The organism is Stenotrophomonas sp. 78350_Sma, from assembly GCF_056482105.1.
Window position 1 is genome coordinate 584,062 of sequence record NZ_CM151182.1, and the last position, 18,776, is coordinate 602,837.

The 18,776-nt window shown below is 65.0% G+C and carries 19 protein-coding genes; 8 read left to right on the top strand and 11 right to left on the bottom strand.

Going from position 1 to position 18,776, the window contains the following annotated elements; all coding sequences use genetic code 11:
• Window positions 1-2 precede the first annotated feature (2 nt).
• The 10 genes from ACZK4H_RS02570 to ACZK4H_RS02615 form a co-directional block, all read right to left on the bottom strand.
• Window positions 3-1,442, bottom strand: a complete 1,440-nt coding sequence (locus ACZK4H_RS02570) for a hypothetical protein (RefSeq protein WP_143567567.1) — start codon at window positions 1,440-1,442, stop codon at window positions 3-5.
• Between the two features lie 125 nt (window positions 1,443-1,567).
• Entirely contained in the window at window positions 1,568-1,831 is a 264-nt protein-coding gene (locus ACZK4H_RS02575) for a hypothetical protein (protein WP_143567565.1), read from the bottom strand.
• A gap of 52 nt (window positions 1,832-1,883) precedes the next feature.
• Entirely contained in the window at window positions 1,884-2,261 is a 378-nt protein-coding gene (locus ACZK4H_RS02580; RefSeq protein WP_099551417.1) for a DMT family transporter, read from the bottom strand.
• A complete protein-coding gene (locus ACZK4H_RS02585) occupies window positions 2,258-3,001 on the bottom strand; it encodes a class I SAM-dependent methyltransferase (RefSeq protein ID WP_099551416.1) in 744 nt (247 codons plus the stop codon). The genes ACZK4H_RS02580 and ACZK4H_RS02585 overlap by 4 nt, the downstream gene beginning before the upstream one ends.
• Complete coding sequence (locus ACZK4H_RS02590) at window positions 2,998-3,933, bottom strand: class I SAM-dependent methyltransferase (protein ID WP_099551415.1); 936 nt, start codon at window positions 3,931-3,933, stop codon at window positions 2,998-3,000. The genes ACZK4H_RS02585 and ACZK4H_RS02590 overlap by 4 nt, the downstream gene beginning before the upstream one ends.
• Complete coding sequence (locus tag ACZK4H_RS02595) at window positions 3,930-5,894, bottom strand: NAD-dependent epimerase/dehydratase family protein (RefSeq protein ID WP_099551414.1); 1,965 nt, start codon at window positions 5,892-5,894, stop codon at window positions 3,930-3,932. The genes ACZK4H_RS02590 and ACZK4H_RS02595 overlap by 4 nt, the downstream gene beginning before the upstream one ends.
• Window positions 5,891-6,784, bottom strand: a complete 894-nt coding sequence (locus ACZK4H_RS02600; RefSeq protein ID WP_099551413.1) for a transketolase family protein — start codon at window positions 6,782-6,784, stop codon at window positions 5,891-5,893. Before ACZK4H_RS02600 ends, ACZK4H_RS02595 begins: the two co-directional genes overlap by 4 nt.
• Window positions 6,781-7,659, bottom strand: a complete 879-nt coding sequence (locus tag ACZK4H_RS02605; protein WP_099551412.1) for a 1-deoxy-D-xylulose-5-phosphate synthase N-terminal domain-containing protein — start codon at window positions 7,657-7,659, stop codon at window positions 6,781-6,783. Before ACZK4H_RS02605 ends, ACZK4H_RS02600 begins: the two co-directional genes overlap by 4 nt.
• Before the next feature lie 12 nt (window positions 7,660-7,671).
• Window positions 7,672-9,081 carry a mannose-1-phosphate guanylyltransferase/mannose-6-phosphate isomerase gene (locus ACZK4H_RS02610; protein WP_099551411.1) on the bottom strand — a complete coding sequence of 470 codons (1,410 nt, stop codon included), beginning with the start codon at window positions 9,079-9,081 and terminating at the stop codon, window positions 7,672-7,674.
• Window positions 9,082-9,092: 11 nt separating this feature from the next.
• The gene (locus ACZK4H_RS02615) at window positions 9,093-10,439 is read right to left on the bottom strand and encodes a phosphohexomutase domain-containing protein (protein ID WP_099551410.1); all 1,347 of its coding nucleotides are present in this window, start codon (window positions 10,437-10,439) and stop codon (window positions 9,093-9,095) included.
• Between the two features lie 234 nt (window positions 10,440-10,673).
• Here ACZK4H_RS02615 and ACZK4H_RS02620 point away from each other — a divergent pair, with 234 nt between their 5' ends.
• The 8 genes from ACZK4H_RS02620 (at window position 10,674) to ACZK4H_RS02655 (ending at window position 16,682) form a co-directional block, all read left to right on the top strand.
• The gene (locus ACZK4H_RS02620; protein WP_099527084.1) at window positions 10,674-11,630 is read left to right on the top strand and encodes a UDP-glucuronic acid decarboxylase family protein; all 957 of its coding nucleotides are present in this window, start codon (window positions 10,674-10,676) and stop codon (window positions 11,628-11,630) included.
• 10 nt (window positions 11,631-11,640) lie between these two features.
• Entirely contained in the window at window positions 11,641-12,585 is a 945-nt protein-coding gene (locus tag ACZK4H_RS02625; protein WP_099551409.1) for a glycosyltransferase, read from the top strand.
• Window positions 12,563-12,967: a GtrA family protein gene (locus ACZK4H_RS02630; RefSeq protein WP_099551408.1), complete on the top strand. Its 405-nt coding sequence runs from the start codon at window positions 12,563-12,565 to the stop codon at window positions 12,965-12,967. The genes ACZK4H_RS02625 and ACZK4H_RS02630 overlap by 23 nt, the downstream gene beginning before the upstream one ends.
• Window positions 12,964-13,563: a hypothetical protein gene (locus ACZK4H_RS02635; RefSeq protein ID WP_099551407.1), complete on the top strand. Its 600-nt coding sequence runs from the start codon at window positions 12,964-12,966 to the stop codon at window positions 13,561-13,563. Before ACZK4H_RS02630 ends, ACZK4H_RS02635 begins: the two co-directional genes overlap by 4 nt.
• Window positions 13,564-13,614: 51 nt before the next feature.
• Complete coding sequence (locus tag ACZK4H_RS02640) at window positions 13,615-14,040, top strand: hypothetical protein (RefSeq protein ID WP_099551406.1); 426 nt, start codon at window positions 13,615-13,617, stop codon at window positions 14,038-14,040.
• Window positions 14,015-15,220 carry a hypothetical protein gene (locus ACZK4H_RS02645; RefSeq protein ID WP_099551405.1) on the top strand — a complete coding sequence of 402 codons (1,206 nt, stop codon included), beginning with the start codon at window positions 14,015-14,017 and terminating at the stop codon, window positions 15,218-15,220. The genes ACZK4H_RS02640 and ACZK4H_RS02645 overlap by 26 nt, the downstream gene beginning before the upstream one ends.
• Window positions 15,221-15,316: 96 nt before the next feature.
• Window positions 15,317-16,048, top strand: coding sequence for a CoA transferase subunit A (locus ACZK4H_RS02650; protein WP_099551404.1), 732 nt, complete (start codon window positions 15,317-15,319; stop codon window positions 16,046-16,048).
• Window position 16,049: 1 nt separating this feature from the next.
• Window positions 16,050-16,682: a CoA transferase subunit B gene (locus tag ACZK4H_RS02655; RefSeq protein WP_099551403.1), complete on the top strand. Its 633-nt coding sequence runs from the start codon at window positions 16,050-16,052 to the stop codon at window positions 16,680-16,682.
• Window positions 16,683-16,692: 10 nt separating this feature from the next.
• On the opposite strand, the gene ACZK4H_RS02660 is transcribed toward ACZK4H_RS02655, so the two are convergent.
• Window positions 16,693-18,753 carry a glycoside hydrolase family 99-like domain-containing protein gene (locus tag ACZK4H_RS02660; RefSeq protein ID WP_099551402.1) on the bottom strand — a complete coding sequence of 687 codons (2,061 nt, stop codon included), beginning with the start codon at window positions 18,751-18,753 and terminating at the stop codon, window positions 16,693-16,695.
• Window positions 18,754-18,776: the final 23 nt, after the last annotated feature.

Here is an 18,776-nt window from a genome sequence, read left to right on the forward strand (position 1 = left end):
TCTCAATACACGCAGTGGTGGCCGCCGGGCTTGATCCGCCGGTACAGCGTGCCGCCAAAGATGCCGTAGTGCTTGGCCGGATCAGCTGGAAGAACGCCGATCCGCTCGTATAACGAAGACATCGCGACGGCCTGCTCGAGCTCCGGAGCCCCAGGCCAGTCTGTGCGCGTGGTGGTCAACACCAGGTCGGGAGAGCAGGTCACGAGCTCCTTCGCGAGCCGTACCGGATCCAGATCGAGCTGGATGATCCGCGCGCTGAGGTTGCTCAGTTCACCCGACGGTGGCAGGCGCCCGGACAGCGGATACACGCTGAACATGAAGCCGCTGATGCTGGCAGAGGCGCCAGGCGGTGCGGCATCACGCAGCATGCGTGCGGCCAGCAGGTAGTTGGACTGCTCGACCTGGTCGGCAGGCCAACTGTGCCGGACCAGTTGACGAACCTCGGCCACCGCTTGGCGGCTTTCCTTTACCTGCGCGATCACCGGTGGTCCCAACAGGATTGCTTCGCCGGCGGCAAGCACGCCGATGGTCAGCCAGGTGCGCTTCGGGCCGGCTGGCAGCAAGACCCGCCATGCCAGTGCGCAGAGCATCGCCATGGCCGGCAGCATCACTGCAAAGTGATAGGGGAAACCGGCCTTCGTGGCAGGTTCGATCAGCGGCAGCAGCGCGCATGCGAACCAGAACAGTGACCGTGACAACAGCTGGCGATCCCTGCGTGTGACCACCACAGCCAGCAGTACAACCGTAGCCATGACTGACAGTGCACATGGGACAGGCACCGCCGCGACGCTGCGGCGGGCTGCCAGCATGAACAGGTCCAGCGTCTGCGGCTGGGCCGAATAGACCGCGCCGGAGCCCCGATAAGCGTCCAGCAGGCTGGTCGGATCTCCACGTAGTGCGACGTCAAGCGCCAGCAGGGGGAGCGCCAATGCTGCGCCGCCGGCACACATGGCCCAGGCCTGGCGGTGGCCGTGACCGATCCAGGCCGCGGCGACTGCGAGCACGGCGAACGGCGCCAGCGTCTCGCGCAGCAGCACGCCCAGCGCGAGCAGCGTTCCCATCAGCAACCATCTGCGGGAGGACGCGGTGTCCATGCGCTGCCACAGCAATATGGCGGCGAACAGCGGTATGAAGGCGGCCTGATAGCTGTTCTTGAAACCATACTGGATGAACTCGGTATGGTTCATGCCGATCAGGAACGGCATGCCCAGCAGCAACGGTCCCCAGCCGCGGCTTCCGGATTCGCGGGCGATCATGGCCAGCAGCAACAGGCCGGCCACGCAGGCGACCAGCAGATCGGCCAGGCGGAGCATCAGCAATGATTCGCCCGGCAGGGCATTGATCCACGACAGCAGGATGGGATAGAGCATCAGCGGCCCATCTTCGGGAAGCTGCCCTGGGCCCCCCAGCAGCAGGTGCGCCTTCATCGCGAAATAGGCCATGTAGCCTTCGTCGGTGGCCGGTGGTGAACGCAGCAGCAGCAGACGCGGCAGGGCGATGGTCAGCGCCACGATCACCAGCCAGGACAGCCCGACAGGGAGGCGGAAGGAGGGACGTGCGTGTTCCATCAGTGCAGGCTCGCGAGGACGACACCGGCGCAGACCAGACTCGCGCCCAACCAGAAGCGCGGGGTCAAACGTTCGTTGAAGAGGGAGGCACACAGCACGGGAACCGTGAGGTAGGCCAGGGCGGCGAACACCACCAGCATCGATAGCGGCAGTGTACGCAGCAGTACGATCACCAGCAGGACAGAAGCCAGCTGCAATCCGACAGCGAACATCAGAAGCAGGCACTTTCCTCCTCGCCTGTGGGTGCGGGCAGCGGCCTTCATTGCCAGCTGTGACAGGGTGCTGGCGCAGACGGAGGTTAGTCCGAGGGAGAGCTCAGCGGGTGTCATGTTTGCCATTGACCCCGTTGATGATGAACAGGCCGATCACGATCAGTGCAACCCCGAGCAGGAAGCCTGGTGGCAGGACTTCGCCGAAAAGGCCAGCGGCGGCCAGTGGCGTAAGCAGGTAGATCAGCGCCGTCCACGGATAGGCGGCTGAAAGAGGCATCGCACGCAGCGTGATGAACCAGCAGACAAACCCCAGCGCAGAAGCAGCAAGACCAGCGTGCAGCCAGGGATTGAGCAGCGTATGCACGGTGATTCCGCTTTCGCCTGAGGAACGCAGGCCGGCGTACTTGAACGCGACCTGGGCGGCGGTCATGAACAGGATCATGGCCGCCAGGGCAGAGCGATTGCGTGCCGCATGGCTCATCGCTGCGCCAGCATCACGTTCTGGCCGCAGGCGATGTCACGGGCGAAAGGCAGGTGCTCGACCAGAGGCTCCAGGACGCGCAGGCCACGCGCGGCTGCGTCGGGGCAGAAGAAGGGTACGAGGTTGATCGTGGAGGTGCTGATCCTGTTGAAACCAGCGGCACGCAGCCAACCGCGGATCGCCCAGGGGGTGAACGAGCGCTCTTCATGCTCGATGTGATAGCGGGAGAAGCGTTCCAGCAGCTTCAGCACCGGATTGAGCCCGTTCGGCTCCACCACCACGATGCTTCCCTTGAAGCCCGCCAGGCCGGCGATGGCACCGGCGGGATCGGGGAGGTGATGCAGTACGCCCCGCAGCACGATGCAGTCGAAGCGTCCTTCCTCGAGCACTGCACCGATGTCATAGATGTTGCCGACGGCAAATTCGACCCGGGAGGCAAGTCCATGCGTGGCCGCGCGCGCCTGGGCAGCCTCGATCGCGACGGCAGCGGGATCGACTCCCAGTGCATGGGCTGCACCCATGCCCGGGAACTCCAGCGTATAGGAGCCATCGCCACATCCCAGGTCGAGTACACGCTTGCCCTGGAACGGGAAAGCGGCAGCAACCGCGCTGCTGATGCGCGCGTTGGCCAGGTTGGAGGACAGGCGATCGGTGGTATAGCGGTAGGAGCCGGTCGCACGGACGTCGTCATCGAACTGGGCGACGTTTTTCTTCACCCGCGGGTGTTGGGAGGATTTCATGCAGGAGTACTCGCAGGTTTGGTGCCGACAGCCATGATGTTGCCGACTCTGAGCGGAATCATCATCCCGGCCAGGCCGATACGCTCAAGGCACCTGAGCAGAAGTGACTTCACGCCACCGGGTAGCGGCGTCAGGCGGACCCAGTAACGCAGCGGATAGGCATTGCGGATCGAGTCCACGCGCACCAGCTGGAAGCCGTTGGATTCAAGCAGCGCGGCAACCGAGCGGTCGCTGAACAACTGCAGATGCTCGACATCGATGATGGGAGAACGCAGCCCCAGTAGACGGTTCAGCGGCGCGCGCCAGTTGTGGACGACCACCGCCAGTTTGCCGCCCGGTTGCAGGAGGGTGTGCGCCGAGCGAACCAAGTCCCCCGGTTCGGCGACATGCTCCAGGGTCATGAACGAACACACCAGCGAAATGGACTGGTCGGCCAGAAGGTCCGGATCGAACATGGCTTCGACCAGCATGGGCCTTACAGCTGCCGGTGCGGCATCAATTGCTGCACGTGACGGCTCGACGCCGATGACAGGAGAGAAGCCAGCGTGCTGGAGATAGGGCAGCAGCGGGCCGCTGCCGGCACCTACGTCAACCGCGCCGCGCCGGTGCGCAAGCTGTTGCAGGTGCGGCGCCAGGGCGCGCGCGTAACTGGCCGCCGCGGCTGCAGCTTCCGGAGTGGAATCGTAGGCGGCATCCGCATAGGCCTGCGACAGGAAGTCATGGCTGGGCGGGCGCGGAGCGAATACCAGGTCGCAGCGCAGGCAGCGCACCAGCCACAGGCACATGAACTCCGGATCCTTGCGCGATGCGTATGTGAAATCGTTGACCCGCGCCGGATCCAGTTTTTCGTCGGCGAAGGGAACCGCGTCGCGGGCGCCGCAGCCGGGGCACGGGCGGTCCCGTACGTGGTCGAAATCAATGGGTGTGCTCATGATTCATTTCCGGGGGTCAGCACCCTGACTTCACCATGGACGATCAGGTTGCGGCGGATGAAGGCCGGACGTGCCTTGGTTTCCTCGAAGATCTTGCCGATGTACTCGCCGAGCAGGCCGATGCCAAGGATGCTGGCCGAGCCGAAGAACATCACCAGCAATGCCACGAATGTCACCCCGCGCGGAGCCAGCTCCGGGTGCAGTACGCGTACGCCGATACTGAACACGGCAAGCAGTATGGTGAGCACGCAGGCGATGCCGCCGAACGCAGTCAGCAGGTGCAACGGAATGCGCGAGAACGAGAAGATGCCCTTCTTGGCCCAGCCGATATTACGGATCCAGTTGTTGGTGCTGGTGCCGAACATCCGGTCAGGGCGTACGTAGTCAACACCGACCTGGCGGAATCCGACGAAGGCGCGTAGGCCACGCAGGAATGCGTCACGCTCTTTGCACTGCAGCATCCAGTACACCACCGAACGGTCCAGCAGCGAGAAATCGCCGGCATCCTTCGGAATGGGGACCTCGCTCATCGCTGCGAACACGCGGTAGAACGCGCGGTAACAGGCTTCGAGCATCACCGGCATATCACGCTTCACGCGCCTGCCGTAGACAACTTCCGCACCGGCACGCCATTCGCGGACAAAGTCCTCGATCAGCTCCGGTGGGTCCTGCAGGTCGCCATCCAGCAGGACACATGATTCCTTGCTGGCATACTCCATGCCGCTGCGGAATGCAGCCTGCGAGCCGAAGTTGCGCGAATGGGTAATGCCGATGACATGGGGGTCCTCGGCACTGATGCGCCGGATGACGTCAGCCGAATCGTCCGGCGAGCAGTCATTGACGAAGATGATCTCGTAGTCGACGGCCAGGCGCTGGAAAACCTCGGTCAGTCGCTGGTGCATCACCGGAATGGCCTGGGCATCCCGGTAGCAGGCGATCACCGCCGATACCGAATTGCGTTCGGCCTGCCGGGGGGCCTTCTTGGTCAGTTCGCCAAAAATGCTGTGGCCCAGTTGATCACGCCACCAGTCCACGCTGCGGCGCAACCCATCTTCGAGGGTGATCCGGGCCTGCCAGCCGAGTATGCGGGCTGCCTTTGACGGGTTGGCATACCAATCGCTGAGATCCCAGGCTCGCCCTGCCGAAGTGCTGAACTCCGGCGTTGCGGCCAGGCCGAACTGGGAGACTGCCTGGGCGGCCAGCGCGTCCAGCCGAGTCGGGTTTCCAGTGCCGATGTTGAAGGACTCGCCGGCAATTGCTGGCGACATCCGGGCCGCCGCCGTCACGAAGGCGGCGACGACGTCGTCGACGTGGATGAAGTCGCGCGATACGTCGGGGCGGGCAAACATCGGCAGCTCGCCACGGGCGATGTGTGCGCACAGGTTGGGTATCAGACGCGAACTGTCTTCATAGGGGCCATAGACCGAATACAGTCGCAGGTTGACGATCGGTTGGTGAAGGACCTTGCCGTAGTAACTGACGGCCTGGCTGCAGGCGGCCTTGCTCACCGCATAGTGGCTGTTGGGCAGCAGGGGCGCGTCCTCGGCCGGACCGGATGCATTGAGTCCGTATTCCGAGGACGAGCCGGCGCGGATATAGGCCGCCAGTGGCAGGGACCTGGCTTGTTCCAGCAGACTGATGAAGCTGCTGTAGTTGGTAGCATGGATGCGCTGTGCATCATCCTCGAAGGCGTAGGCGCCGAACGAAGAGCAGTCGAAGATGGTTCGTGGCGCGACCTTGCGCAGCACCGTGGCGACCGAGGCTGGATCGTTGAGGTTGAGGAAAGCCAGGTTGGCTGCTGGTATGCCCTGCAGGCGCCAGGAGTCACCGGAAAACACGGTGCCCACCACGTCGCTGCGCTGCGCAAGGCAGCTGCGCAGCAGATTGGCACCGATGAATCCGCTGGCACCGATCACCAGGACCGGTCCTTCCAGCGCGGCGATCATTCTTTCCAGACTCATGCGGTCTGCTCCCTCACCATCGCGTGCAGCGATTCAGCATCCAGGCCACACTCGTGGCGATGGAACTGCTGTGAACCGAATCGGCCGGATGGATAGCGCAGGGCATGGCGATGGATGAACGGGCCGACGGCATGGCCGCCGGTCAGCACGGCAGCAGCCAGCGACATGCCGAGACCTCCCTCGCGCACGTGCTCTTCGACGACATACAGTGGCCCGCCGCGCAGCTGGGCGATCATCGCATCCGGCAGCTGCCGTACGTCTGGTTCGGCCACCGCCCATACCGCTGGCCGGGCGGCCATCGGCAGCTCCGCCAATGCCGACCAGGCAACCCCGGCCATCGGCCCAAGTGCAGCCATTACCCCGCGCTCGCCGGGCAGCAGCTGGCGCCATGGGGCGTAGGCAGGTACCGGGTGTCCCGAAGGACGGGCGTCATAGCCCAGCCGCAGGTAGGTAGGGCGGTGCAGGTCTTGCAGCAGGGCTGGTAGATCCTCGTCGAAAACGGGCACCTTGACGTCCATGCCCAGCGCCATCATCGCCGCGCAGTCCTCCAGTGCATGATGGGTCGGCCCCATGTGCCCATAGGCGAACCCACCGCCGTTGCCCACGAGGCAGACAGGCAGACCGGGCAGGCATACATCGTTGCGGATCTGCTCGAACGGCCGCGCGTAGCAGAAGGGGGCGATGCTGTAGGCGAAAACCGTGTTGCCTTCGCGGGCAAGACCGGCGGCAACACCGATCATGTTCTGCTCGGCAACGCCAGCATTGATGAAACGGTTGCCGAACACGGCCTGGACCTCTTCCAGTGCCATGAACCCGAGGTCACCGGTGAGGAAGAAATGCTGTGGGGTTGCGCAGTGGGCAATGACTGCGGCGGCAAAGGCCTTTCTCATCGTGCTGCATCGCTCCCGAATGCAATTGCCTGTTCGTACTCGGCTTCCGCCAACGGCAGGTAATGGGATTCCAGCAGGCCGGCATAATGGGTGCCAAGGCCCTTCACCGTATCCAGCACCAGCACAGTGGGGGCACCGGCGGCCGGTTGGTGGAGGATCTGTGCCAGGGCATCGGGATCATGGCCGTTGGCGCGCTGCACCTGGGCACCGAACGCCTGCAGACGGGGGCCCAGGTCCGGGCAGGAAACGACATCCTGCGTGCTGCCGAACCCCTGAAGGCCGTTCTGGTCAATCAGCAGGGTCAGGTTGTCCAGGCGATGGTGAACGGCGAACGACAGTGCTTCCCAGCAGCTGCCTTCCTGCCATTCCCCGTCCGAGCACAGGCAGTACACCCGCCGCGACGACCCCTGGTGGCGTGCAGCCAGGGCCAGGCCGGCCGCAAGCGAGGGGCCGTGGCCAAGCGAGCCCGTGGAGAACATCAGGCCGGGAATGCCACTACCGCTGGGGTGGCCAGGCAGCAGGCTGTCATCCTGGCTGAACGTGTCCAGATCCGCGTCGCTCAGTCGACCCAGGCTCCAAAGTGTGACGTACAGCGCGCCTGCGGAATGGCCCTTGGAAAGGACAAACCGATCATCTTCCTGCATCACGCCGTGATGCAGCGCGATCAGCGCATCCAGACAGGAAAGGTTGCCACCCACATGACCGGACCGGGTCTGGAAGTGCATCTTCAGCAGGCGTGCGCGAGCCTGGGCCGCAAGGGCAGGTAGCCTGTTCACTGTAGTCCCACATTGCTTCAATTGGGCAAGTATAGGGGCGGCAGCCCACACAGCGACCCTGTTGATCGTTCGTCGTGGCGGACCGGACGGGGCCGCCATGGAATTTCCAACTCAGTTCCCGGTGCGCCCGTACGTATCCTCGAACCGCACGATGTCATCCTCGCCCAGATAACTGCCTGACTGCACTTCAATCAGTTCCAGCGGCAGCTTGCCCGGGTTGCGCAGGCGATGGGTCACGCCCAGTGGAATGTAGGTGCTCTGGTTCTCGCTGAGCAGGATCACTTCATCGCCACGGGTCACCTCGGCGGTGCCGCTGACCACGATCCAGTGCTCGGCGCGATGGTGGTGCATCTGCAGGCTCAGCGTGCCGCCGGGCTTGACCGTGATCCGCTTGACCTGAAAGCGCTCGCCGTTGTCGATCGAATCGTAGGCACCCCACGGGCGATAGACCTTGCGATGCCAGGTGGCCTCGCTGCGGCCTTCGGCCTTGAGTTGCGCGACTACCGTCTTGACGTCCTGCATGCGGTCGGCCTTGCCGACCAGCACGGCATCGTCGGTTTCCACCACCACCACATCGTCCAGCCCGACCAGCGCCACCAGGCGTTGTGCATAGGCATAGGTGTTGCGGCAATCGATGGCGATCACATCACCCTGGTGGGCATTGCCGTCGCCGTCCTGCTGCGAGACATCGCGCAGTGCGGTCCACGAGCCGACATCGTTCCAGCCGGCATCGAGCGGGATCACCACTGCATCGGCGGTCTTTTCCATCACCGCGTAGTCGATCGAGTCCGAGGGCACGGCGGTGAAGGCGTCCTTGTCCAGGCGGGTGAAGTCGGCATCGCGGCGAGCCTGCTGCCAGGCCTGGCGGCTGCTGGCCAGCATTTCCGGCTGGAAACGTTCCAGCTCCTGCAGGTAGCGCGACGCCTTGAACAGGAACATGCCGCTGTTCCAGTAGTACTGGCCGCTGGCGACATAGCCCGAGGCCGTCTCCAGATCGGGCTTCTCGACGAAGCGCTCGACGGCGCGCAGGCCCTGCCCATCGGCCGCCTTGATGTAGCCGTATCCGGTTTCCGGGCCGGTCGGCACGATGCCGAAGGTCACCAGCTTGCCGGCCTCGGCGGCACCGGCAGCGGCCTGTACCGCACTGCGGAACGCCGCCTCGTCGGTGATTACATGGTCGGAGGGCAGCACCAGCAGCAGCGCGTCGGCACCGTCACGGGTGGCTTCCAACGCGGCTACGGCAATCGCCGGTGCAGTGTTGCGGCCCACCGGTTCCAGGATGATCGCGGCCGGCTCGGCCCCGACCTGCTGCAACTGCTCGGCAGCGACGAAACGGTGCTCTTCGTTGGCGATCACCAGCGGGCCACGCGCCGCAAGCGGGGCGACGCGCTGCCAGGTGGCCTGCAGCATCGTCAGCTCGCCCGCCAGCGGCAGGAACTGCTTCGGATACGCCTCGCGCGACAGCGGCCACAGGCGGGTTCCGGAGCCGCCGGAAAGGATGACGGGCTGGATGCTGCTCATGCGGGCCTCGGTTACGACTGGATCAGGCGGGAGATGTCGTCGGTGCGCGCCTGCATCAATGCAGCGTCACCACGCGATTCGACGTTCAGGCGCAGCAGCGGTTCGGTGTTGGAGCTGCGCAGGTTGAAGCGCCAGTTGCCGAAATCCGCGCTGATGCCATCGGTATGGTCCAGTGCCGGCGACTGTGCCGCGAAATGCTCCATCACCCGCGCCACTGCGGCCTTGGCATCGTCCACCTTGAAGTTGATCTCGCCGCTGCACGGATAGGCGGCCATCCGGTCTTCCACCCAGTCGGCCAGCGAACGGCCACTTTCGGAGACCAGCTGGGCGATCAGCAGCCACGGAATCATCCCGGAGTCGGCGTAGGCGAATTCGCGGAAGTAGTGATGGGCGCTCATCTCGCCGCCATACACGGCATCCTCGGCCCGCATCTTTTCCTTGATGAACGCATGCCCGCTCTTGCACTGCACCGCAACACCGCCGGCCTGCTCGACCATGTCCACCGTGTTCCAGACCAGGCGCGGGTCGTGCACGATCTTGCCGCCCGGATTGCGCGCCAGGATCGCCTTGGCCAGAAGGCCGACCAGGTAGTAGCCCTCGATGAAGCGGCCGGAATGATCGAAGAAGAAGCAGCGGTCGAAGTCGCCGTCCCATGCAATGCCGAAGTCGGCGCCATGCTCGCGCACCGCATCGGCCGTGGCGGCACGGTTCTCCGGCAGCAGCGGGTTGGGAATGCCGTTGGGGAAGCTGCCGTCCGGCGCGTGGCAGATGCGGATGAACTCGAACGGCAGGTGCGGCGCCAGCAGGTCGACGATAGCGCCTGCGCCGCCGTTGCCGGCATTGACCACCAGCTTCAGCGGCTTCAGCTTGCCGGCATCGACATAGCTCAGCAGGTGCTGGATGTAGGCGCTCTTGTCATGCCGGGCGACCTGGCCGGCACGCGGCGGCTGGGCCTTGGCGGTGTCGGCGGCGACCGCATCGGAGATCGCGAACAGGCCGGTGTCGGAACTGATCGGCCGTGCGTTCTCCTTGACCAGCTTCATGCCGTTGTAATCCATCGGGTTGTGGCTGGCGGTGACCATCACGCCGCCGGCCGCACCCAGGTGGTCGGTCTGGAAATAGACCTCCTCGGTGCCGCACAGGCCGATGTCGATCACTTCCCGGCCGGTGCCGCGCAGGCCTGCCGCCAGCGCGTCCTGCAGCGCCGGGCTGGTCAGGCGCACGTCATGGCCCAGCACCACCGGGCCCGGTGCGAGCTGGGCGGCCAGTGCCACACCGATGCGGCGGGCCAGGTCTTCGTTCAGTTCCTCGGGCACGCGGCCACGGATGTCATAGGCCTTGAAGGCGGGCAGGGGCATCGAACCAGTCCATCCGGATAGAGAAACCCGATTATAGCGGGAGGGTCTGCAAACGGCCGGTGAGCCAGGGGCGCCCGGCCAGTAGCGTTGGCATGGGAGTGGGGCCGGCCGATTCCCCGTCGATGGGCCATGGCCAGCAGGCAGTTCGCATACAATTGCGCGCTGACGACCGAGGACATGGCCCGAGTGGCCATCGCCGATTGGCCTGCTGTTCCAGAAGGATCGAGGTTTGCTTTGAAATTCACTCACGATCAGAAACGCGTGCTGGTGACCGGTGGCGCGGGCTTCCTCGGGTCGCATCTGTGCGATCGGCTCATCGCGGGCGGCCATGACGTCCTCTGCGTGGACAACTTCTACACCGGCAGCAAGGCGAACGTGGATGGGCTGCTGGGCCACCCACGGTTCGAGCTCATGCGCCATGACGTGACGTTCCCGCTCTATGTGGAAGTGGACCGGATCTTCAACCTGGCCTGCCCGGCGTCACCGATCCACTACCAGCAGGACCCGGTGCAGACCACCAAGACCAGCGTGCATGGCGCAATCAACATGCTCGGCCTGGCCAAGCGCCTGCGCGCGCGTATCCTGCAGGCCAGCACCAGCGAGGTGTATGGCGATCCGGAAATCCACCCGCAGGTGGAAGGCTACTGGGGCCGGGTCAACCCGATCGGCATCCGCAGCTGCTATGACGAGGGCAAGCGTTGCGCCGAAACGCTGTTCTTCGACTACTGGCGCCAGCACCAGCTGGAAATCAAGGTCATGCGCATCTTCAACACGTATGGCCCGCGCATGCATCCCAATGACGGCCGGGTGGTCAGCAACTTCATCGTGCAGGCGCTGAAGGGCGAGCCGATCACCATCTATGGCGATGGCAGCCAGACGCGCAGCTTCTGCTATGTCGATGACCTGATCGAAGGCATGTTGCGGCTGATGGACTCACCGGCTGATCTCACCGGTCCGATCAATATCGGCAATCCGTCCGAGTACACCATGCTGGAACTGGCCGAGACCGTGCTCCGCCTGGTCGGCGGCGCGTCGAAGATCGAGTACCGCCCGCTGCCCTCGGATGATCCACGCCAACGCCAGCCGGATATCAGCCTGGCCAAAGCGGATCTGGGCTGGGAGCCCAAGGTCGGCCTGGAGGACGGCCTGAAGGAGACCATCGCCTATTTCCGCCATCGCTTGCAGGCCTGAGGTGGCGACGATGCGCAAGATCGTGGTGATGCCGGTCTACGAGGACCTGGAAGCCTCCTCGAAGCTGTTCGTCGAGCTCGCCCGCACCCAGGGTCCGGACACCTATGTGGTGGCCGTGGACGACGGCTCGGTGCGGCAGCCATTGCCGATCAGCGCCATTGAGGCTTCGGGGCTGGAGGGCGTGGTGATCCGCCTGCGTCGCAATGTCGGGCATCAGCGTGCGATCGCCATCGGCCTGGGCTATGTGGCCGAGCACTTCGATGGCAATGACATTGTCGTGGTGATGGATTCCGATGGCGAGGATACGCCGGAGAGCATCACCGAGCTGGTGGCGGGCCTGGATTCGGCCGATGTCGACGTGGTGGTGGCCAGCCGTCGCAGCCGGGTCGAATCGCTGAAGTTCAAGTCGTTCTACATCGTCTACAAGCTGCTGTTCTCGCTGCTCAGCGGGCGCCAGATCAGCTTCGGCAACTTCATGGCGGCGAAGATGCCGGCGGTGCGCCGGTTGGCATCGATGCAGGAGCTGTGGATCCACGTTGCCGCCTGCGTGCTGGGCTCGAAGCTGCGCGTGCAGACCTGTGCGCTGGATCGTGGTCCGCGCTATGCCGGCCGCAGCAAGATGAACTTCGTCGGCCTGGCCCTGCACGGATTCCGTGCACTGATGGTGTTTGCCGAGGATGTGCTGGTACGCGTGGGCATCGCCTGCACCCTGGTGGCGGCACTGTCGATCATCGGCGGCATCGTCGCCACCGGGCTGAAGATGCTGGGCTTTGCATCACAGGGCTGGTTCTCGCTGGCATTCGGCATTCTGGTGCTGGTGTTCCTGCAGACTGCGGCACTGACGCTGATCATCCTGATGTTGTCGGGGATGATGCGCGGCGGTGGCGTCATGAGCGTGGGCAGCTATCGCGAATTCGTCGACGAGGTCCTGCATGCCGGCCGCCGCAGTGGCTAAGGATGCGCTGGGCGGACAGGCCGTCCGCTACGTGATCAATGGCCTGGTCGCCACCGCAGTGCACTATGGAGTGCTGCACTTCAACATCGAGGTGCTGCACGTCCCGCTGGCCGCGATGGCCAACGCGATTGCAGCGGTCTTCGGCATCACCGTGTCGTTCCTCGGCAGCCGCTACTTCGTTTTCCATGGCAGGCAGGGAAGCCTGGCACGGCAGGGTTCGCTGTTCCTGCTGATCTACGCCGCGATCGCCGTCCTGCATGCGCTGGTGATGTACGTCTGGGCCGATCGATTGGGCCTGGACTACCGCGCAGGGTTCGTGCTGGCGACCGGAATGCAGATGGCCGTCAGCTTCGTCGCCAACAAGTTCTTGGTGTTCAAATGAACAAATATCTGCGTGCCGCGCTGGCAACCCTTGCATTCATTGCCGCCCTGCTGCTGGTCTACTACGTCCACATGCGCCAGTTCCGCGTGAACGTGGTGCTGTATGCCAGCATCCTCGACGCGGTGATCGCAGCGGTGGTGGTGTTTGCTGGCCTGTACATGTTGAAGTGGTTCAGGGATTTCAGCCGCCTCGAGCTGATCCAGCTGGCCGCCATCTGGTTGCTGGGAGGCTATGTGTTCGCGATCTCGGTCCCGACCGTCATCGACCGCTCGCTGTCCTTCTACATCCTGGAGAAGCTGCAACAGCGTGGTGGTGGGATACGCGAAGACGCGTTCCGCCAGGTGTTCACTGAAGAGTACGTCCGCGAGCATCACCTGGTGGAAGTGCGCCTGACCGAGCAGCTGCAGTCCGGAACCGTGCAGATCCATGATGGTTGTGTGCGGTTGACCGCGCGCGGCGAGCGCCTCGCATCGTTCGGCCGCTTCTACCGGCAGAACCTGCTGCCGACCCACCGCCTGCTGATGGGGCAGTACACCGATGCGCTCACTGATCCTTTCCGCGACAGCCGGATGCCGTCCGACTACCGTTGCCAATAGCCCGGGTGCTGCTGGCGCATTGGTTTTTCCGTTGGTTCCCTGAAACGTTTCATGGATGACATGACCTCCACCTCTTCCCCCCTGCGCACTACGCGCCGGGACCTGGCGATTGCCGGGGTCCTGGTGCTGCTGTTGGCCGCTTCCCTCGTATCGGTCGCCAAGCGATCGGACTATCAGACGTCGCTGCTGCGCCAGGCCTTCGCTGAGGACGCGGGATTCGACGCATCCGTACCACGTGAGGTGGTGGATGCACGCGATCTGGTACGCGCGCAGCCGATCGCGCCTTCGCTGCTTTCGCTCGGGCAGGGGCTGAAGGACGATCCCTTGATCCAGCAACGCATGTGGGAGGCGCTGTATCCGGTCCGGTTCAGCGATACCGATACCCCGCAGCGCCTGCTTAGGGCCGGTGATCCGCTGGTTGACCAGTGCCACGTCCAGGGGAGGAGCGGAGATGTCGTTCTTGCTGACTGCCGCTGAACCAGGGCGCCGTGCGGCGCTGGCCATGCTGGTCTCCATTCTTTTCTGCTACGGCCTGGCCGCCGTGGGCCTGATGGGCTGGCCGGTACAGGTGGCATTCGGCGCGGTCGTGCTCAGCGCGCTGCTCGCCCTGCCAGCCGTGCGTGACCTGCGTACCGCACCTCTGGTCCTGGCCGTTCTGGTGCTGGTGTTGATCGCACTGGGAAGCCCCAGCGATGGCTGGGACCCGCGTTCAATCTGGCTCTTCCATGCCAAGCGGATCTACCTGGAGGGCACGTTGTACGCCCAGCTGGATGATTACGCGCCGTGGAGCCACAACGACTATCCCGCGCTGGTTCCGTTGTTGATGGCCTGTGCAGCAGGTTTGGCCGGGCACTGGAACGAACTGCTGCCCAAGGCGGTGGCACCGCTGCTGCTGCTGCCGGCGCTGCTGCTGATCGTCCCGAGTTTCCGATGGCGCTGGTGCGGAGTGCTGTTCGCAGTGCTGCTGCTGCGCCTGGGGCGCGACATGCTGATCAACGGCTACATGGATCCGCTGGTGGCGGTCTACGCCGTCGCTGCCGTGGCGACAGCGATGCGTCACCGCATGTCCGGGGAGCATGGTGGTGGTCGTGAGCTGGTCGCATTCACCTTGCTGGTGGCCGTGCTGTCGATGTTGAAGAACGAGGGCGCCGTGCTTGCGGCTCTGTTGACGGCCGTGGTGCTGGGCGAAGGCGTGCTGCGTGAGCGCCGTCTGGGCTGGCGCATCCTCCTGGCCGCGGTTGTGGCCCTGCTGCCATTGCCGGCATGGAAGCTGGCCGTCGGGCAGGCAGGGGTGGGCAATGACCTGGCGGGAAGTGACATGAAGGCGCAGCTGTTGGCGCGGCTTGGCAGCGAGGGCGGTACCCTGCCGATCGTCGGTCGCCTGCTGCTGGATGTGTGGGTGCTGGTGCCGTTGCTGGTGCTGGCGGTGCTCTGGCGCCCGGTGCTGCGGGTTCCGGCGGCATCGGCCGCCGCGCTGGTGGCGCTGGCGTACGCAGCGGTGCTGTTCCTGGTCTACCTCGGAACACCGCATGACCTGGACTGGCACCTGCGCACCAGTGTCGACCGTGTCCGCATGCCGGTAACACTGTTGCTCGGGTTTGCGGTGCTGCTGGCGCTGGAACATCGCGTCGCGGCGAAGATGCCGCGCACCCGCTGAGTCGGAACGCGCCGTGGCGCCATGCTGCGGCGCATCCCAGCGGTAGGCAGGTGTAGCGCTAGAATGCGCTCATTCTTCCCGTGTGGGGCTGTAGAAATGGAACACGTGACTTCCACCGGCAAGCGCAACAAGCGCTTCGCCAGCGCGGCGGAGGCCCTTCAGGGCGTCATCGCCGATGGCCAGACCCTGGCTGTCGGAGGCTTCGGCCTGTGCGGCATTCCCGAGGCGCTGATCGCCGCGCTGCGCGACAGCGGGGCAAAGGGCCTGACCGTGATCTCCAACAACGCGGGGGTCGATGGCTTCGGCCTGGGCCAGCTGCTGGAGACGCGGCAGATCAGGAAGATGATTTCGTCCTACGTGGGCGAGAACAAGGAGTTCGAGCGGCAGTTCCTGGCCGGCGAACTGGAACTCGAATTCAATCCGCAGGGCACCCTGGCCGAGCGCCTGCGCGCCGGTGGCGCAGGCATCCCGGCATTCTTCACCGCCACCGGCTACGGCACGGTGGTGGCCGAAGGCAAGGAAACCCGCGAGTTCGACGGCAAGCACTACGTGATGGAAACCGCACTGCGCGCCGACGTGGCGCTGGTCAAGGCGTGGAAGGCCGACGAAGCCGGCAACCTGGTGTTCCGCAAGACCGCGCGCAACTTCAACCCGGCCTGCGCGATGGCCGGCAAGGTCTGCATCGTGGAGGTGGAGGAGGTGGTGCCGGTCGGCGACATCGATCCGGACCAGGTGCACCTGCCGGGCATCTACGTGCACCGCATCGTGCACAACGCGAACCCTGAAAAACGCATCGAACAGCGCACCATCCGTGCGGAGGGCAACTGACATGGCGTGGACCCGTGACGAGATGGCAGCGCGCGCTGCTCTGGAACTGACTGACGGCGCCTACGTGAACTTGGGCATCGGCCTGCCGACCCTGGTCGCCAACCACATCCCCGAGGGCGTGGACGTGTGGCTGCAGTCGGAAAATGGCCTGCTTGGCATCGGCCCGTTCCCGACCGAAGCCGAAGTCGACGCGGACCTGATCAATGCCGGCAAGCAGACCGTCACCGCGCGTGCCGGTGCCAGCTATTTCGGCAGCCATGACAGCTTCGCGATGATCCGAGGCGGCCACGTCAACCTGGCCATCCTCGGCGCCATGCAGGTCACCGACAAGGGCGACCTGGCCAACTGGATGGTGCCCGGCAAGATGGTCAAGGGCATGGGCGGCGCGATGGACCTGGTGGCCGGCGTGCAGCGCGTGGTGGTGCTGATGGAACACACCGCGAAGAACGGCGAGCACAAGATCCTGGCCGAATGCACGCTGCCGCTGACCGGCGTCGGCGTGGTCGACCGCATCATCACCGACCTGGCCGTGTTCGACGTCACCGATGCCGGTCTGGTCCTGGTGGAAGCGGCGCCGGGTGTGGGCGACGAGGAGCTGAAGGAGAAGACCGGCGTGGCGTTTGCGCGCAGCTGAGGCCGCGGCCTCAGCGTCCTCGGGCGTAAGCATATTCCGAGGAGGAAGCACGCGGGGGAGCGCCTTCCACCTCGGAGGTGTCGGCCACGGTGAACCCGGCAGCGGACACGACGGCTCCGGTCGCACGTTCGATGGCATGCGCAAGCGTGCCATCGATCTGCCCGGCTTCGGTGTCGAACATGCTCGGCAGTAGATGGGCATCGAGCAGGGGGCGCAGCGCCGGGAGGCGTACCCAGAACATGCTGCCGGACGCGAACTGTCCATCGCCGGGTGCGCTGTCCAGGCCCAGCAATGCCCAGAGCCGCTCCATGCGCAGTGCATTGCCGCCGATGTAGTCGGCCACGTTCAGCAGGTGGCCTGCTGGAGCCATCAGGCCGATACGTGGATCGGCCTGCAGATGTGCCAGGTTCGCAGCAGCCTGGGCAGTGCCCAGCAGCGCTTGGACCATCTCGCGCCGCCACTGATCGCCGTTGTCGCGATGGCTGGAGCGCTTGGTATGCAGCTTCAGCACCAGTGATTCGTTCTGCTGCAGCAACCGGTCGGCTGCGTGCAGGAACGGCAGGATGTCACGGCCGTGGTTGTCGTAGACCCAGATTTCAGCGGTCAGGCCCTGCGCGTCGATGATCGACTGCACCTGCGCCTGGCGCTCCCCTGTGGTGGTGATGACCAGGCGTGCCTGTAGCCCGCTGTCCTTCACCGCCTGCAACAGCTCCGGCAGCGCATCCAGGTACCACGCGTGGATGACGATGCAGGGACGCGACGGAGCGGCCTGCGAGGGGACCAACGCGCGCCGGGTGGCCTGCAGCCAGGCATGGCCGAGACGGGCATCCGGTTCAAGAACCGCGCTTTCCGCCCATTCGTTCCAGGCATTGATGAACACCAGACGCCGAGCGGGCGCTACATCACGCAGGCGCTGGTGCACCGTGTCGTGCAACCAGTCGCTGTAGCCACGCGGCGAAGCATGCAGCAGCACGCGGCCGCGTCCCGGGCGGCGTGCTTCGTTGTCCCAGCCCGGGTTGACGCCTGGATACAACGGATAGTCCGCCAGTGGTGCACGGCGCATCTGTGCCGCCAGTTCACGCCAGTCGCGCACGTCGCCTTCGTACTCGGGATTGAGCAGGAACTGCGTGGTGCTCAGCTGGCGCGGGGCGGCAATGTTCGGTGGGAATTCCACCGCGGCATCGAAGCCGATATCGCGCGGATCCGGGCGTTCGAAACTCTGCACGTAGGCCAGATGAATCTCGCCGATGCCGTTGTCGCGGCACCAGCCACGCCAGCGCGCCGCCGTGGCCTTGGGATCGGGCAGCAACTGCGGCCGGTACAGCAACAGCACCGGTCGTCCCTCGACCTTCAATGCACGGGGGTCGCGCAGGTAATCGGCAACGTGGGCGATGAACGCCAGGTCATCCCCGGCACTGTGCTGTTGGCCGATCAGTACATCCTGGTTGCGCCCATCCCAGCGTCGGGTCCAGTTCTCGTTGGCCCAGCACAGGCAGAACGGCAGTTCAATCGTGCTGTCGGCCAGCCACTGGCGCAGGGGCTGCTCCATCAGCGTGTGGCCACTGAACCAGTAGAAATAGAAGCAGAATGCGCCGATGCCATGGTCGGCCGCCAACCGCGCCTGCGCGCGCAGCGTCTCGCCAACACGAAGGTCGTAGAAGCCCAGGTCACCGGGCAGGCGCGGCTGCACATGTCCCTCGAACTGCGGCAGGGCACGGCTGACGTTGCGCCATTCGGTGAAGCCCTTGCCCCACCAGGCATCGTTCTCTTCGAACGGATGGAACTGCGGCAGGTAGAAGGCCACCAATGTCGCCGGCAGTGCTGCCGGCAGGGGCGCCTCTTCCGCAGCGGCGTAGCCGATCGCACGTTCATCGGCGCGCTGCAGTGGACGGATGCCGTCGGCAGTGGCGCCGATGCGACCACGCGGCGGAGGCGGACTCCAGCTGCCAATACGGTCCAGGCCCCGGTTGCGCAGCCGATCACGCAGCGACGCCGGCATCGGCAGGGCGCGGAACAGTGTGCGCAGGACCGAGAAGGTGAGCTGCCGGACTCCGGACGCCGCACCGCTCATCGATGAAGCCTGGCAAGGGAAAG

Bases quoted from the DNA above. Each gene is read 5' to 3' on its own strand.
- ACZK4H_RS02600 (WP_099551413.1), bottom strand. From the start codon at position 6,784: ATGAGAAAGGCCTTTGCCGCCGCAGTCATTGCCCACTGCGCAACCCCA.
- ACZK4H_RS02635 (WP_099551407.1), top strand. From the start codon at position 12,964: ATGAACAAATATCTGCGTGCCGCGCTGGCAACCCTTGCATTCATTGCC.
- ACZK4H_RS02645 (WP_099551405.1), top strand. From the start codon at position 14,015: ATGTCGTTCTTGCTGACTGCCGCTGAACCAGGGCGCCGTGCGGCGCTG.
- ACZK4H_RS02605 (WP_099551412.1), bottom strand. From the start codon at position 7,659: ATGGCGGCCCCGTCCGGTCCGCCACGACGAACGATCAACAGGGTCGCT.
- ACZK4H_RS02585 (WP_099551416.1), bottom strand. From the start codon at position 3,001: ATGAAATCCTCCCAACACCCGCGGGTGAAGAAAAACGTCGCCCAGTTC.
- ACZK4H_RS02655 (WP_099551403.1), top strand. From the start codon at position 16,050: ATGGCGTGGACCCGTGACGAGATGGCAGCGCGCGCTGCTCTGGAACTG.
- ACZK4H_RS02575 (WP_143567565.1), bottom strand. From the start codon at position 1,831: ATGAAGGCCGCTGCCCGCACCCACAGGCGAGGAGGAAAGTGCCTGCTT.
- ACZK4H_RS02615 (WP_099551410.1), bottom strand. From the start codon at position 10,439: ATGCCCCTGCCCGCCTTCAAGGCCTATGACATCCGTGGCCGCGTGCCC.
- ACZK4H_RS02650 (WP_099551404.1), top strand. From the start codon at position 15,317: ATGGAACACGTGACTTCCACCGGCAAGCGCAACAAGCGCTTCGCCAGC.
- ACZK4H_RS02595 (WP_099551414.1), bottom strand. From the start codon at position 5,894: ATGAGTCTGGAAAGAATGATCGCCGCGCTGGAAGGACCGGTCCTGGTG.
- ACZK4H_RS02630 (WP_099551408.1), top strand. From the start codon at position 12,563: ATGCCGGCCGCCGCAGTGGCTAAGGATGCGCTGGGCGGACAGGCCGTC.
- ACZK4H_RS02660 (WP_099551402.1), bottom strand. From the start codon at position 18,753: ATGAGCGGTGCGGCGTCCGGAGTCCGGCAGCTCACCTTCTCGGTCCTG.
- ACZK4H_RS02580 (WP_099551417.1), bottom strand. From the start codon at position 2,261: ATGAGCCATGCGGCACGCAATCGCTCTGCCCTGGCGGCCATGATCCTG.
- ACZK4H_RS02610 (WP_099551411.1), bottom strand. From the start codon at position 9,081: ATGAGCAGCATCCAGCCCGTCATCCTTTCCGGCGGCTCCGGAACCCGC.
- ACZK4H_RS02625 (WP_099551409.1), top strand. From the start codon at position 11,641: ATGCGCAAGATCGTGGTGATGCCGGTCTACGAGGACCTGGAAGCCTCC.
- ACZK4H_RS02640 (WP_099551406.1), top strand. From the start codon at position 13,615: ATGGATGACATGACCTCCACCTCTTCCCCCCTGCGCACTACGCGCCGG.
- ACZK4H_RS02590 (WP_099551415.1), bottom strand. From the start codon at position 3,933: ATGAGCACACCCATTGATTTCGACCACGTACGGGACCGCCCGTGCCCC.
- ACZK4H_RS02570 (WP_143567567.1), bottom strand. From the start codon at position 1,442: ATGGCCTATTTCGCGATGAAGGCGCACCTGCTGCTGGGGGGCCCAGGG.